The 13,946-nt window shown below is 63.9% G+C and carries 11 protein-coding genes and 5 pseudogenes; 6 read left to right on the plus strand and 10 right to left on the minus strand.

Features of this window, described 5'->3' with window-relative positions:
• Positions 1 to 77 precede the first annotated feature (77 nt).
• The 3 genes and pseudogenes from AB0H00_RS12850 to AB0H00_RS12860 all read left to right on the plus strand — a co-directional run.
• The gene (locus tag AB0H00_RS12850; protein ID WP_357265166.1) at positions 78 to 1,208 is read left to right on the plus strand and encodes a Gfo/Idh/MocA family oxidoreductase; all 1,131 of its coding nucleotides are present in this window, start codon (positions 78 to 80) and stop codon (positions 1,206 to 1,208) included.
• A 917-nt stretch (positions 1,209 to 2,125) separates the two neighbouring features.
• On the plus strand, positions 2,126 to 2,905 hold the full coding sequence (locus AB0H00_RS12855) for a helix-turn-helix domain-containing protein (protein WP_357265168.1): 780 nt from the start codon (positions 2,126 to 2,128) through the stop codon (positions 2,903 to 2,905).
• Between the two features lie 98 nt (positions 2,906 to 3,003).
• Positions 3,004 to 3,969, plus strand: a pseudogene (locus tag AB0H00_RS12860) (DUF4158 domain-containing protein); the annotation flags it as partial.
• 186 nt (positions 3,970 to 4,155) lie between these two features.
• Here the strand turns inward: AB0H00_RS12860 and AB0H00_RS12865 are convergent.
• From AB0H00_RS12865 to AB0H00_RS12875, 3 genes are all read right to left on the minus strand, one after another.
• On the minus strand, positions 4,156 to 4,833 hold the full coding sequence (locus tag AB0H00_RS12865) for a hypothetical protein (RefSeq protein ID WP_357265170.1): 678 nt from the start codon (positions 4,831 to 4,833) through the stop codon (positions 4,156 to 4,158).
• A gap of 483 nt (positions 4,834 to 5,316) precedes the next feature.
• Complete coding sequence (locus AB0H00_RS12870) at positions 5,317 to 5,622, minus strand: hypothetical protein (protein WP_357265172.1); 306 nt, start codon at positions 5,620 to 5,622, stop codon at positions 5,317 to 5,319.
• Between the two features lie 169 nt (positions 5,623 to 5,791).
• Positions 5,792 to 6,139: a hypothetical protein gene (locus AB0H00_RS12875; RefSeq protein ID WP_357265174.1), complete on the minus strand. Its 348-nt coding sequence runs from the start codon at positions 6,137 to 6,139 to the stop codon at positions 5,792 to 5,794.
• Positions 6,140 to 6,446: 307 nt separating this feature from the next.
• Here AB0H00_RS12875 and AB0H00_RS12880 point away from each other — a divergent pair.
• A pseudogene (locus AB0H00_RS12880) lies at positions 6,447 to 6,638 on the plus strand (helix-turn-helix domain-containing protein); the annotation flags it as partial.
• Positions 6,639 to 6,669: 31 nt separating this feature from the next.
• On the opposite strand, the pseudogene AB0H00_RS12885 reads toward AB0H00_RS12880, so the two are convergent.
• Positions 6,670 to 6,822: pseudogene (locus tag AB0H00_RS12885) on the minus strand (recombinase family protein); the annotation flags it as partial.
• Positions 6,823 to 6,897: 75 nt separating this feature from the next.
• Complete coding sequence (locus AB0H00_RS12890; protein WP_357265176.1) at positions 6,898 to 7,203, minus strand: DUF1330 domain-containing protein; 306 nt, start codon at positions 7,201 to 7,203, stop codon at positions 6,898 to 6,900.
• A gap of 188 nt (positions 7,204 to 7,391) precedes the next feature.
• Between AB0H00_RS12890 and AB0H00_RS12895 the strand changes: the two genes are divergently transcribed.
• Positions 7,392 to 8,294, plus strand: coding sequence for a LysR family transcriptional regulator (locus AB0H00_RS12895; RefSeq protein WP_357265177.1), 903 nt, complete (start codon positions 7,392 to 7,394; stop codon positions 8,292 to 8,294).
• 123 nt (positions 8,295 to 8,417) lie between these two features.
• Here AB0H00_RS12895 and AB0H00_RS12900 read toward each other — a convergent pair.
• Positions 8,418 to 8,621: pseudogene (locus AB0H00_RS12900) on the minus strand (DUF4158 domain-containing protein); the annotation flags it as partial.
• A 114-nt stretch (positions 8,622 to 8,735) separates the two neighbouring features.
• Between AB0H00_RS12900 and AB0H00_RS12905 the strand changes: the two are divergent.
• Positions 8,736 to 9,179: pseudogene (locus AB0H00_RS12905) on the plus strand (transposase); the annotation flags it as partial.
• Between the two features lie 140 nt (positions 9,180 to 9,319).
• Here the strand turns inward: AB0H00_RS12905 and AB0H00_RS12910 are convergent.
• From AB0H00_RS12910 to AB0H00_RS12925, 4 genes are all read right to left on the minus strand, one after another.
• Positions 9,320 to 9,847: a CAP family protein gene (locus AB0H00_RS12910; RefSeq protein ID WP_357265179.1), complete on the minus strand. Its 528-nt coding sequence runs from the start codon at positions 9,845 to 9,847 to the stop codon at positions 9,320 to 9,322.
• Between the two features lie 427 nt (positions 9,848 to 10,274).
• Positions 10,275 to 11,066, minus strand: coding sequence for an ESX secretion-associated protein EspG (locus tag AB0H00_RS12915; RefSeq protein ID WP_357265181.1), 792 nt, complete (start codon positions 11,064 to 11,066; stop codon positions 10,275 to 10,277).
• Positions 11,063 to 12,784, minus strand: a complete 1,722-nt coding sequence (locus AB0H00_RS12920) for a hypothetical protein (RefSeq protein WP_357265183.1) — start codon at positions 12,782 to 12,784, stop codon at positions 11,063 to 11,065. Before AB0H00_RS12920 ends, AB0H00_RS12915 begins: the two co-directional genes overlap by 4 nt.
• A gap of 135 nt (positions 12,785 to 12,919) precedes the next feature.
• Positions 12,920 to 13,168, minus strand: a complete 249-nt coding sequence (locus AB0H00_RS12925) for a hypothetical protein (protein WP_357265185.1) — start codon at positions 13,166 to 13,168, stop codon at positions 12,920 to 12,922.
• Between the last annotated feature and the right edge of the window lie 778 nt (positions 13,169 to 13,946).

Consider the following 13,946-nt stretch of genomic DNA (forward strand, 5'->3'; position numbering starts at 1 on the left):
CGGTACTTTACTCCTTGACCTGGTCGGCGCGAGCCCGATAGTTTCTTACCGAATGGTACATATCTAGGAGGCTCGCTATGCCCGGTCTTGTTCCGGATCCGATCCGCGTCGGTATCGTCGGCGCGAATCCCGCAGGGAGTTGGGCCGCCGCGACCCATCTACCCGCTCTCGCCCAATTGCGGGAATTCATGATCACAGCGGTGGCGACCACTCGGGCCGAGTCGGCCGCAGCGGCGGCCGCCGCCACCGGAGCTCGACTGGCCTTCACCAACAGCGACGAACTCGTCGCACACACCGAGGTGGATCTCGTCGTCGCCGCAGTCAAATCATCCGGACAGGCGGAAATTGTTCGCGCAGCCCTCGCCGCCGGCAAGCACGTCGTATGTGAATGGCCTCTGGGTGCAGGCACCGCCGAAGCAGCAGAGCTGACAGCCGCGGCGCAGACGGCCGGCGTCGTCAACACCGTCGTGCTACAGGGTTACTACTCGCCGTCGGTCAACTACGTCAAAGACTTGCTCGCGGCAGGCCGAATCGGCCGAATCGCCTCCATCACGATCATCGCAGCCGGGGATCCCTTCGGCGGCAGCAGCATTCCGCAAAACCTCGCATGGACCACCGACCCGACCAAGGGTAGCGGCCTGCTCACCATCATGGCCGGCCACGTGCTGGCAACAGTGGAACACCTTGCCGGAGGGCTGGTCGAGGTATCCGCGGAACTCACCAACCTGCACGAGACCATCACCGTGCTCGAAACCGGGCAGCGCATCGCCAACTCGCAGGCTGGTCAGCTGGCTCTGGCGGGTCGACTGGCCGACGGCGGGCTGGTCGCACTAACCCTCCACGGCGGCCACGACGATCAGCCCGATGGGTTCTACCTCCACATCCGAGGTTCGGAAGGCACGATCACAGTGACACCGGTACAGACGGGGATGTACCTGCACTGGGCCGACTGGAATATCCGCTTACGGACCGTGGATGGACATATCAGCAGGCTCGCGGTGCCCGACGTATACCGCACAGCACCGGCAACCCTACCGCCGGGGCCTACCGCGCACGTGGCCGGTATCTACCGCGAGACCGCCAGCGCCATCACCGAAGGCCGGGCGGCACAGCCGGACTTCGCCATCGGGCTGCGCCAGCATCACCTGCTCGACGCCATCGAATACGCTTCCGCGACCGGGAGCCGCCGAGCAATCACCCTTGAATAAACCTGCTCGGACAGGAAAGGTCGGCTGGATGCGCAGGTAGGAATGCGAGCCACCAATCGAAGACCGAATCAGCGAAACAGGCGCCCACTCGGATTGGCCTCCAGCCGCCCGGCTCGCCAGGCCTCGACCTTACCCGACCGGCGAAAGAACCCGGCCACCCCGCACCGTTCAACCTCGACGCCGAAGGCCCTACCTATTCCACACCGATGCGCAGACTCGATGACTGAGCCAGCCTGAGAGAGTGGACATGATGAGCGGGGGTTGCCCCGATGAGCAGCCGCACCGGGAACCCTCGGCGCTGCAGTGGCGACGGGGGTGAAACACAGTCCGACCAGTGCAGCCGAGGGGCTTGTACAGGCTCCGGAAAATCGCCCGCAAGGCACCGGAAGGGACTGCTGCCCGTACCGTTGGGAGTGTGGGGCTATGACGGCTTCCCGCCATCACCCACCGGGGCCATGCGCACCGTATAGCCCGAGCGCGGCCGAACCCGAGTCGAGAACTCGACGCCACAACACTCCAATTCCACTGGCGTACCGTTACGTGCTTGAATTCGCATTCTACAAAGAATTCTGGAGTGTTGTGTACCACTTCCCCGCGTTTGGTGAAAATAGTCCTATACCCCCCGCGAAGAGCCATGGCTAAATGGTCACAGCTCACTGCCGTTCTTGCGACTCGATAAGAATCTTTCGGCGATCATCTGCCGCTTCCCGTCAATCCAGGATCGGCGAGTGGGGCTCTGAATCATAGTACTCGGTACGAGAACTGACTCAAAGGAGTATTTCGTGTTGGCAACCGATCCTGATAACGTTGCCGAAAAGTGTGTTGCACCCCATCGAGCACCGCGACTATTCCGTGGCCGGCCAGAAGAGTTCCGATCACCTCAAATTACCGCGTCTCCACATCGAAAAATAGCGCCGATGATGGCGAGAGACTACGCGGTCCACCAGGGGCATCCAGACAAAGGTGTAGGTATTGTTTTCGCCGCCACCACCGCGGTGCTGATCGTTGTGAACCTGAAGGGAACGGCTTGTTACCCTGCCGAATTCGTTATCAGGCCGAGGGATTCGCCGGTAACACTCGACAGCTCCTTCGCCGCATCGTATCTCGAACTGTGGCTGGACCCTCTTGCGGCTTACAGGTTGCGCGGCACTCGCGATATCAAGCTGAACGAACCTATCACCGACCTCGGTGATGCCCTGGGGCCAGGTGGCCGTGAGCTGGTGGGTCGAATCCGTGACGAGCCGACGTGGAGTGGCCGATTCGCCCTCCTCGACAACTTTCTGCTCAACAGTTTCCAATCACTTCCACACGTACTCCCAGAAATTCGCCGAGCATGGATGCTGCTGACGAGCTCCGGGGGGACGGCACCGATTTCCTGGATTGCGGACGAGGTGGGATGGAGTCATAAACACCTCATAACGAAGTTCACCCGGCAAATCGGCCTGACTCCGAAAACAGCAGCACGGATCATTCGTTTCGACCGCGCCCGCGATCTTCTCGTCAAGCAATCCAGGATTCCACTGCACGAGATCGCGGCCGAGTGTGGTTACGCGGACCAATCGCATCTCAACCGCGACTTTCGGAAGTTCAGCGGTGTAACACCTACCGGATACATTCAGCGCTGCCGAAATAGACGGGCCATGCCGCTGGCCGGGGTCCCGGTAGTAACCGCGCGAAAAACAACGGATATGGCCTAATGCCTTGCTGGTAGGCAGTTTCCACGTTCGGGGAGCGGGTCGGACTGGTTGGTGCTTGGCTTGCCGATGTTGTTGATCGGCGCTGGAAGTGAGAGTTCCTGGCGACGCGGGTGTTCACAGACGAAGAACTCGAACGTCTGCGGGGACTCCCGGAGATCAGCCGCGAGGAGTTGTTCCGGTGCTTCACGCTGAGCCCGGCCGATGCCGCGTTCATCCATCCTGGGCGCGGCCGCGGTCCGGCCGATCGGCTGGGTATCGCGATCGCGTTGTGCACGCTGCCGTGGCTGGGGTTCGTGCCTGATCGCGTGGTGACCGCCCCGCCGGTGGCGGTGGCACGGCTGGCCGAGCAGCTGAAGATCGACAGCACCGAGATCGGTTCCTACGGCCGCCGCGCCCAGACCCGCACCGAGCACCTGCGGCTGGTCGCGCGATACCCGGGCTGGCGCTCCGCGGGACGATGGAGTTTTCAAGGAACTCGACGAATTCCTGCTCGCGCGGGCGATGGAGCACGATTCCCCGACCCTGCTGTTCCGGTTGGCACGCGAGTACCTGATCTCGGCGCGGGTGATCCGGCCCAGCCCCGACACCCTGGTCCGGCGCGTCGCGCACTCCAGAGAACAGGCCCAGCGCGAGACCTACGCCCGCTTGGCCCACGAGTTCACCCCGCCATTCACCCCGCCCCGCTGCGGGGAGCTGGACGCGCTGCTGGTGACCGATGCCTCGCTGGGGATCTCGCGGTTGCGGTGGCTGTCGACCGGGCCGGTGGAGGCCTCGGCGGCCGCGGTGCGCGCCGAGGTCGACAAACTGGCGTTTCTGCGCGGCCTGGGGTGCTGATCGCCTGGATATGTCGGTGCTGCCCGCTGAGCGGCGCCGGTTGCTGGCGGGCATGGGCCGCCGGCTGACCCCGCAAGCCCTCGAACGCCGCGACCCGCAGCGCCGGCCGGTATCCGATCCTGCTCACCGTGCTCGCCCAGTCCGGCACCGACGTGCTCGACGAGGTCGTGGCGTTGTTCGATCAGGCGATCTCGGCGAAATTCGGTGCCGCCGAACGCAAGATGCAGCAGGGAAACGACCCTTACCGGGGTGCGACGACTCCGGAAATTGTGTGCGGTAAGGCTTACCGCCAGATCTGACGGACTTGGACCCCACTGGCCGAATCAAGGGTGGTCGAGACAACCGGTTCGGGCCGGGACCGGACACCTTCAAAATGAGACGGCGAAGTGGGGTGGTGGGGAGGTGGTCCGGGCGCCTTATCCGTCGACCAGGTCGCTCCAGCTGCGTTTCCTGAATGTGGTTTCCGATCCGAACGGGTCCCAGCCATCGCCGTAGTGGACAGCCACCATGTAGGCCCTGCGCTCGACCTTGTCCTGCATTCGAACGCTTCCGGTGGTGTGCTGGTCGGAGATCCAGGCGTCACCGCGGTGGGCGATGTCCATCCGCAACGCGAATCGGATCTGGTCGTCGTAGACGTTGCAGCGTTCGACGACGCGCATAGGGTCGCCGCTGCCCCGGCTGATGTAGAAGTTCTGCCCTAAGCGCTGCGCCGGATTCCGCCATTCGTCTCTTCGTCTCCCGCAGAACAGGATCGAGCCCTTGATGTCGCCTGCGGTGAGGTTTTGATCCCACTTGTCGCTACCCGGATCGAACATGAACTCCAGCACATCGGCTCTGGCGACCTCATCCTTGGGGCTGAAATCCAAGTGGCTCTCTACGCCCATGGGATAGAACCAACTGTTGCCCTGGGGGTTCCAGTACAGCAGAAACCGCTGTCCACCTTTGAGCGGGCGCTTGACGTTGCGATGGCGGAATTGGAGGTATCCGTTGGAAGCGGCGCCTGATTCGGAGGTCTCGGCCGCCGCGGAGAGGTCGGGAGTCACCGGCTCGGGAGCCCTGCCGGTTTCGTCGAGAGGCGCGTACTGGTCGGGCATGTGATCTCCTTCGTCTCGAACGGTTGATCACCGCGGGCCGTAGCGCTGCCGCTGGCCGGTCGGTGTGCGGACTGCTTCCGAGGCCGGGCGACCTCGGGGTCTGTCCTTTGTGTTCGGCGTTGGACATCGAGCGAATGGAGTTGTGACAGTCGTTATCGTCGCATTTCGCGCCAGACATGGGTTCAAATCCCGGCAAAAGAGGCAACGACCTCGGCTCAGCACCGGATCGATGCATCAGCGTCGAATGGGTTCAGCAGCAGCTGGAAGAGTTCATCCAGCACAAAGCGCCGGTGAACCAAACGTGTTTCACGACCGACTTCCGGGCATCCCGTGCGTAGGCCCCATATCCGCCCAGAATTCGGCCGATGCTGCGGCGACCCCAACAAGCCGCCACTGCCGTCGAAATCAACGGACAAGCGCGGTTCGTATTCATGGACGCTGCGGTAGTGCCGAGCGAACCAGGACCAGTGTGGGTCCCGCTGGTCAGACCTTGTAGCCCAATTGCCGCAGAGCCGCCAGAAGGCCACCATCCCGGTCGTTGGCATGGCCCCAGCAGAGGCCGACGAGTTTCCACATGGTGCCCTTGCGGACCATGTCCATCAGGGCCGCTTGGACCTCCGGGTGGCCTTTCACTGCGGGGTTGTTGGGAAACGGACCGTCGTAGCCACCCTCTGCCCCCTCCGGCGCCGGCGGTGAGAACAGGGACGACAGAATGTTCGTGAGGATCGCTTTCGCTTCATTCTGTGCTGCACGCTCGACTTCGGTGATCTCGCTGCTCTGCTGAGTCATTCGCATCTCCTATCGGTGTGCTGCTGATTCCTTCCGGAGAGGCAGCTGCCCCACAGTTCTTCCGCTCACAGCGCAATGCACGGTGGCGCATTGGTTTCGGCGCCCGAGGCCTGACGCGGTCCAGTCCTCAGTGCCATCGCGGTGTCCAGCCCGCCTCGAAGCTCTCGGATCAGGCGAAGGAACTCACGTTGTTCTGGTTCGGCCGCAGGGTCAGCGCGGCCTGGTAGTAATTGGTGAACATAAAGCTGTCAGGATCCCACTGGATCTGCTGATGGGAGCCGCTCTCTATCCACAACAGGGCTGCCCATGAGCCGTCATCGAAGGAGTCGCTGGTAGCACCAGGAGCCAACGTGATGAGGTGCTTCGGATAGCCCTGCGGCCCGTCGCCGATGTAGATCGAGGCGTGGGAATCGGTGTCGTTGTGCAGCGTGTACGAGCCCAAGCTCCGCTCAACAGGCTCTTTGGCCTCGGACATAGACACGGTCATTTGCTTGACCGGCATTTCCATTCTGGTCATGTGCCCTCCAACAGTCGATGCGTTGACCGCGCAGGTAGTCGGGTCCACGCGAGCCCGATCGGATCGCCGAAGCTCACGCTGCCTGGTATCCGAGCCGACCGGTCAGATCACCGAGAACAGTGACCAGCGCGGCGGCTCCAAAACTCTTCTCGTTCGCACAGTGAGCGTATGAGCAGCTGACCCAGACCCAACTCACCCGATACGGGTGAATTCTGCGAAGTCTCGCTTCCGGAGTGCGACGCATGGTGACGTCAGATCGGCGCACCGATCGAACAGACACTGACTGATACCCGACGGCTCCACCGGCATTCGCAACACGAAGCGTGAGGGCATCGCGGCGGCGAAGGCCCGCGGCGCCTACACCGGCCGCAAACCAGCGCTCACCGCCGAGCAGGCCGCCCAGTTGCGTGTCCAGGCGGCCGGCGGGGAGTCGAAAGCGGCGCTGGCCAAGGAGTTCGGCGTCAGCCGCGAAACCGTCTACGCGTACTTGCGGCTCGACGCTGCCACGTCCTGGCCAGCGAATTGTCGCCGGTCAGGGTGCGCACCAACTGCCGCAGATCATCGAGATTGCGGGCCAGGCGATCCATGGAATGCACGATCACGGTGTCGCCGTCGCGGACGAACCCGACCAGCTCCTCCAGCTGCGGGCGAGCGGTGTCCTTGCCGGAGGCCTTGTCGATGAAGGTGCGACGTGAGTCGTCGTTCAGCACCGTGTGCGTATCAGGTGACAGATGCTCAGCGATGGCTGGGCCCGCCGGTCAGTCGATGCCTTCGATGATGCGGAAGTCGCGCTCGACGCCGTCGGGGAGGGCCACCAGCGCCTTCTGGTATGCCTCGCTCTCGTATGCCGCGACGGCCTGTTCAAAGCTGTCGAACTCGATCAGAACGACGCGTTGCGTGATTCCGGCCTCGTGGGCGACGACTCGACCGCCACGGGACGGGAGGAGGGACAGGGTGCGCCCGCCCCCAGCCTGGACAGCCGGACCGGCCAGCTTGTCGTAGGCAGTCAGCCTCTCAGGGTCGGAAATGGCGGGGTAGACACTGACCCAGTAGCCCTTAGCCATGGAAACCTCCTGTGTTCGGCCGGACACGTCCGACTTCGAATCGACACTCAGATCGATCGATCCCGGCGACCGGTACTGCGGTCGGTTGAATCGTCATATGCGCAGGTTAGGGCTTGATGTGCGGTCGAGGGAAAGACCGGTACGCGATAGGCTCAGAACGGATCGTTATCAATCGGCGGGGAGGGCATGTGGCGCCGGATACGGTGAGCCTGCGGTACTTTCTGGTGCTGGCGCAGGAGTTGAACTTCACCCGCGCGGCTGCACGGATCGGTATCGCACAGCCCGCACTCAGTGCCCGGATGCGCCGATTGGAGGCGGAACTCGGTACGGCCCTGCTGGTCCGTGACACGCGTAGCGTCGTATTGACCACGGCCGGTGTGGCTTTGGCGGAGTCCGCGCCGCCCGCGCTGGCGGCGCTGGACCGGGCATGGGACACCGCCCGGAGCGCGGGGGCCGGTGAACTGGGCACGCTGCGCATCGGATACAGCCTCAGCGCGGGGGCCGGGACGGCACCGGCCCTGGTGGACAGGCTCATTCGCGGCAACAGCGGACTCGAGGTCGGCGCGGTCCCGATGGCGACACCGGAGATCTCCCCCGCGGTCGCCGACGGCCGCATCGATGCCGGGATCACCCGCGGTGAACAGCCGGGCCGTGGCGTGCGCCGGTTCCTGCTGCGGCGTGAGCGCATCGGGGTCCAGCTGGCGCAGCACCATCCGCTGGCCGAACACCCGGAGATCGAGATCGCCGACGCGGCCGCGTATCCGCTGCGACTCCCGGGCCGCGCGGCCAACCCCGTGATCCACGATCAGCTGTCCGCACTGTTCCGCGACACCCGACCAAACCCCCGATTCCACACGCCCGCAGTCTCTTTCGACATGTCTCAGCGCGACCTACACGACGGGGTCACCCTCGCCCCGGCCGGAGAAACCGCGGCCACGGCACAACCGGCCGGTCTCACCTGGCGACCGCTGCGGGGCGCGCCCAGCCTGACGTTCCACCTGGTCCTCCCACGCGATCAGTCGCCACTACACCGCCGCATCCGTGCCGTCGCCAAAACCCTGGCGCACGAGCTGCACTGGCTGCCGGACTGACGCGCAAGAGGTCAAGCGAGACGGACGCCTGCGGTGGCGAGGCCGAGACCTTACGCCCAGCGGACTTCGCGGTGATGACGACGACGGCGGTCTTGCTGAATGTCCGACACGACCTCGCTATACCGGCACCTCCAGCGGGTCCGGCAGGAACATCCCCAAATAGCGGACCGTCACGAGCTGGACGGCGAACCCCAGTCGATTGCTGTCGCGGCGGCGCTCGGCAACCAGCTCCCGGCCCTGCTCGTCGAGATGGAAAAACCGTTCCAGCTCGGCCCGCGTCAGCACCCCGTACTGGCCGTACCCCGGCACGACACCCTCATCACGCACAGCCGCTCATGAAACCACCAGCGCCACAACGACGCTCAGTAACCACACCAAATCAGCCGAACCGGGCAGGCTTAGCGCGACTTTTCGCGCCACTGGGCCCCCCATGCCGGAACCAAACTTGATCTGGCCTGCGAACACGGCCTGCGTCCGTTGTCACTGCTGCTCCCCGCCGGTCAAGCCGGCGACAGCCCCCAGTTCGCCGCGGTCCTCGTCGGCATCCGGGTCCCTCGCCTGGGACGTGGACGGGCACGCCTGCGTCCGGACCGGGTGTTGGCGGACAAAGCGTATTCATCGGCCGCCAACCGCGCCTACCTGCGCGAGTGTGGCATTCCCGCCACGATTCCGGTCCCGGCAGATCAAGCAGGACACCGCCGCAATCGCGGCCGCCGGGGCGGACGACCACCGGCGTTCGATCGTGAGATCTACCGGCACCGCAACACCATCGAACGCGGCATCAACCGGCTCAAACAACACCGCGCCGTCGCCACCCGCTACGAGAAACTCGCCACCCGCTACCTCGCCATCATCCAGATCGCCGCCACCGACCAATGGCTATGAACCTCGACACCTACTTCGAGACACCGCCTAGCTGACGCCGCCGCGTACACGGCAACCGTTGCGCTCGTACCTCGGGGTCGAGGAACATCCACGAGAAAAGTCACGCTACGGCCGAGAAGATCGCCGTGGACAGGCCTGGCTCAGCGCGGGCGTGCCACGTTCTGGGGGAACTGCCCCTCTACGTTGCCGGCTGGGTTGTAGAGACCGACGACGGCAGTCCAGCCGCCCTCCGAGGCGTACCCGATACCGAGTCGGGTGCTGGCCTTCCACACCAACTGCGTGAAATGACCCGTCGACATGCCGAACCCGGGGTTGTTGAAGTCGTAGTCCTTGATCTCGTCGTACCACAGCTTCGTGCCAATCTTGACAAAGGAGACAGCGTCCCAGCTGCCCTCTCCTCCGACGAGGTTCTCCCCGGCCCCGTTCTTGTAGGGGCAGCTGTGATCGATCACGCGGTTTTGGGCGTAGTACTGCGCGCATTTCTGGGCCTGGTTGTTCAGGTTCTGGGTCAAGGTCATGGCCGGGGAACCGTGCTTGGCCCGGTAGTTGTTGTGCAGGGTGAGCCCGGTCTGCGCGTAATCGCTCTGTCCGGCGGCAGGGCCCCCGCCGGTGACGAGCGCGGCGAGCATCACCGCGGCAATAACCGAAACCAATCGACCGACACGCACGACGACCTCCCAAGACAGAGCAGGACACAACAGAAACGAACCACACGGACCTCGGAACCCCCTCAGGCCGTAGCGTTTCGGGATCAGGTGAGCATACTCGGGCTCGCTGCCCTGCTCCTCAAATCCCCCGGCATGCGCGCGTCCGCTGATGGAGGTAGCCACTTCCCGGGGCTCGAGGAACATCGGCGCAAAGAAGTACCGGCCTTCGTTGTTTTTTCCGCGAAAACTACCGGGCCCCCTGGCCGCCGAGATCCGCCAACTGCCCCCAGGGCAATAGCCACGACAACGGGACCTCAGGCCCTTGTCCAGTTGTTTCCTGAGGTATGCGAAGAAGCTCGTTACCGCAGCGCGATCGGATCCGGGTTCGATTGCATCGCTCTTCGAACCCACACGTCGGGCGACACGCCCGACCCGGCCCGGTCGCGTGTCAGACGCCGCCTTCGTCCTTGATGACGCGGACTACTTCGGCGATCTTGGTATTGATCATGGCGGTCAGGCGTTTTCGGTCCGCGGCCACCGCGGCCAATGGATTCTGCACGGCTATCACGTAGCGACCGTCGCCTTCCACATCCCGCCACTGGAGCACATGCCGTGTGACACCGCGGGGTCCGAATCGCGATCGGCCCTGAATGATCTCGATCGCTCCGATGACGGACAACGAAGACTCGAGAAACCGTTGCGACCGCTGTCCGACCGAATTCTCGAAGGTAGCCTGCTCCACCCTGGATCTACCGTATGAGTAATCCATGTCGTCGGCCGAACGTTCGGGGACCAACGTGATGTCGGCGAGTTTGCCCGGCTCTCTCTCGGGAAGCTCGGCAACGACCGCGTCGGCGAGACCTACCGCACTGCATTCGGTGATCGTGAATCCGGCACTGTGCCGGATGGTTTCGCCAGGACGTTGCTTCACGACATACCCGATGTCGCCGCTTCTGGTCGCGAGGATACGAATACTGCCTGCCGGGTCGTCGAGGTCTTTGCCGTTGCGGCCCTGCACAGCCAGGCGGACGTCCGGGCGGGCAATAGCAGCGAGCGCGTCCCCGAGCGAGCCGTCCACCGTCGAGCGCAACCGATCCCAGATCTGCGCCTTTTCCCGGGCAAGGTCATCGTGCAGCCGAATGCGGCTGGTGAACATGAGCGGATGCGGAAGAAGATCCTCCTCGAGTCTCTCCCAGAGAACGACGAACTCGAGATCGGTGAAGCTCCAGGTACGGCTCATTGGTCCAGAACAGGTTTGACGGCCATCGGCTCGCCGATCGCTTCCTCCAGATGCTCTGCCGAGTCGAGGAAGTCGGGGCGCTTGTGTTCCTTGCCCTGGTCTTTGTTGCCCGCACCCTGCGGCGCCCCTGCCGAACCCGGTGTGCCCGGCGCCCCGGCCATCGGAGCCATACCCGTACGTCCGATCGGCGTGCCGGCAGCCGTTCCGGGAAGGCCCGCCCGCGGAAACAGCTTCGACTGCGCCGCATCCCTCGCCAAGGCCGCTTCCTTGGCAAGCGCCGCTGCGGGACCGCCCGGCCCTCCCCCCTTCAGACCGGCTAGCCGACTCGCTTTGGCCGCATCCGCGGCCGCATTGGGCGCATTCATGCTGCCCACAGGTGGTATGGCCGGGTGACCTGCCGCCTGAGCAGCCTGAGCGGCGGTTTGGGCACCCGACATAGCCTGCTGGGCAATATTCGACAATTGGCCGAGATCCGAACCCGATGGCGAGGTCGGCAGCTGGGCCGACGGTTCGCCGATGCCGGAGACCGGTGCGGGACCGCCACCGGCAGTTGGCAGCGCACCAGTAAGACCGGAAGTGTCCACACTGGCGGCGGTGAGTCCAGGGCCTCCGACGCCGCCGGGGTAACCACTGCTGAGCCCAGGGCCTCCGACCCCGCCGGGATAACCGCTGCTGACGCCGGATGCGTCAGCGCTTCCCCCCGGCTCGGCGTCGCCTGCGCTGTCGGTGACCGGATCGGGCACTGGCAACACAGGGATGTTTACTGCCGATTCGGAAAAACCGACCCGATAGGAAACCTCGTAGCGATTCCGGAATCGAGGAAGAGGATCGTCTCCCCAAGCGGCTGGTTCGAGCCCGACCCCGGAGAGATCGACCGCCACGGCGCCGCTGTCCGGGATTGTCGCGGACGTCGGCATGGTCCATTTCGCTGTGTACAGCCAAGCCGAAGCGTAATGGAGATTATTGCCGATCGTTGTCATATTGTCGACCAGGGGCTTTGTCGTCGCATCATAGTCCGAAACGGCCTTGCGGGCAGCATCTCCACCGAGTCCCGACCACGAGTTCTGGGTTGCGACGATCTTTTCCCTCAGGCCCGAGAACACATCCTTCAGTTGTTCAGCCAGGTAGAGCCACCCGCTGGCGGCATCGGCGACCGGCTGGGGTCTGATGCTTTGGCCGAGGTGGTACAGAGCCGTGTAGCTGAGCGACTCGCCGGCCTCGGGGGATGGGATACCGCTGTCGCGGACGCCGACGCTGGCGGGGATCAGAGACTTTGTATTGTGCTCCCTGAGCCCCTTCGCAAAGAGCCTTTCCGGCTTGCCCGAAAGCTTTGCCGGGGCGATGTCGGCGAAGCTGTTCCGGGACTCCTCTTCAGCATTAGCGTATTGTTTTTCGGCCAGGGCGAATGTCGTTGCCATTTCGGTCACGATGGACAAATGTGACCCCAGTACATTGCTCAGATGTGTTGCCCTGCGATAAAACGTTCCTGCCATACTGATGCCGGAAGGCAGGTTGCCGAATTCTAGCAGGGTATCCAGCGGCTGACCGTCGGACGGCGGAGCCGAAATGTAGCCCTGGATCGCTTTCAGGCCGGAAAGCGCGGTTTCGCACGCGTGGACACACACCCGGGCATGGTTCTCGTCGAATTCGAGCTCGCCGGACGACGCCTGTCCCACCAGTGTCGACCAGCGCTTCCGCAGATCGTCGAGTTCACCCATCGGTCCTACTCCTGACTATCTTTTCTCTCTCGGTGTTCATTCCTTGCCGGGTCTGCGATTGCCCGGCTCCCCGTCGGCAAGTGTCACGATATGTGTGGTCACGTTCAGCCCGGATTCCAACACGCCGCCAAGGATCTACAGGTGCTGCGTCTCCTCGCGATCGAGACGGTCGCCCTCGATCCTGAGTGGAGCCGTAGGATCTGGGGTATTCGCACAGATGATCGGCCAGCTGCTCTCGGAGCGATTCAGTAGCCGGTCGCCACCGGCCAGCCCGCGGGCATCGTTCACGACGACGTCGGTCGCCACGTTGGCTTTGCTCACGACCAGCCGCGAATCCGCAGGTACGGCGTACTCGGCGGTGACGTGCACGCGAATGATGACCACGAGGATCGGATAGCCGTCGCGTGGGATGAAACGCCGCGCGTCGCAGGCGGGTCGGCGTTCGGGCGATCCGGCGCGGGGACGCAGTTGACTTCGAGAACACGCAGACGGATCAGGCAAGAATTCGACGCGCAAATCGACACCTACCTACCGCAATTCACCGGCAGCACCGATGACCGAATCCCCTGCGATGCCGTACGCCTCACCGAGGATCGCGTTGACATGGTGATACCACCGCTGCGCCAGCAGATACCCACCAGTCGGCGACGATGAAAGTCACTCTCCGACGCGAGATCCACCGAAACTCGGCGACGCACCGCGACTCCTACAGACTCGCGCCGCACACAGCGACGACGCCAGGGAGTCATATCGACCATCGCCTCAGTTCCTTGTCACAGCGCAATCCACGAAAAGGGTTGGGCCTCACCTACGCAGATAGGGACCACGACAAGTATGGGTGCATAGGTAAGGCTCGAACATCCGTAGCCAATAGGTAGTGGCTACTCCCGTGAGAACCAACCACTGGAACCCCATGACAAGCCCGGCCGCAGCGACCAACCGGGCACACCTGTCCACAACCGCCTCACCTTGTGTGGCGACACCCCGGCGCCAGTACACCAGCCGCGCTCGTCGGCAACGACACCTAGTCCATCACCGGCCGGAACCGACACCACAAACGGCATCCCGGCGCTGCAAACACCGGCATCACTCGATATCGCCGACACCATCACCACCACTGGACGTCATGAATCGCCAAGGCGGAATCCACCCGCCAACACCA

Origin of the sequence: Nocardia sp. NPDC023852 (genome assembly GCF_040639505.1) — a bacterium.
GTDB lineage: Bacteria > Actinomycetota > Actinomycetes > Mycobacteriales > Mycobacteriaceae > Nocardia.

Bases quoted from the DNA above. Each gene is read 5' to 3' on its own strand.
- AB0H00_RS12890 (WP_357265176.1), bottom strand. From the start codon at position 7,203: ATGGCTAAGGGCTACTGGGTCAGTGTCTACCCCGCCATTTCCGACCCT.
- AB0H00_RS12850 (WP_357265166.1), top strand. From the start codon at position 78: ATGCCCGGTCTTGTTCCGGATCCGATCCGCGTCGGTATCGTCGGCGCG.
- AB0H00_RS12875 (WP_357265174.1), bottom strand. From the start codon at position 6,139: ATGACCAGAATGGAAATGCCGGTCAAGCAAATGACCGTGTCTATGTCC.
- AB0H00_RS12865 (WP_357265170.1), bottom strand. From the start codon at position 4,833: ATGCCCGACCAGTACGCGCCTCTCGACGAAACCGGCAGGGCTCCCGAG.
- AB0H00_RS12915 (WP_357265181.1), bottom strand. From the start codon at position 11,066: ATGAGCCGTACCTGGAGCTTCACCGATCTCGAGTTCGTCGTTCTCTGG.
- AB0H00_RS12920 (WP_357265183.1), bottom strand. From the start codon at position 12,784: ATGGGTGAACTCGACGATCTGCGGAAGCGCTGGTCGACACTGGTGGGA.
- AB0H00_RS12855 (WP_357265168.1), top strand. From the start codon at position 2,126: ATGATGGCGAGAGACTACGCGGTCCACCAGGGGCATCCAGACAAAGGT.
- AB0H00_RS12870 (WP_357265172.1), bottom strand. From the start codon at position 5,622: ATGACTCAGCAGAGCAGCGAGATCACCGAAGTCGAGCGTGCAGCACAG.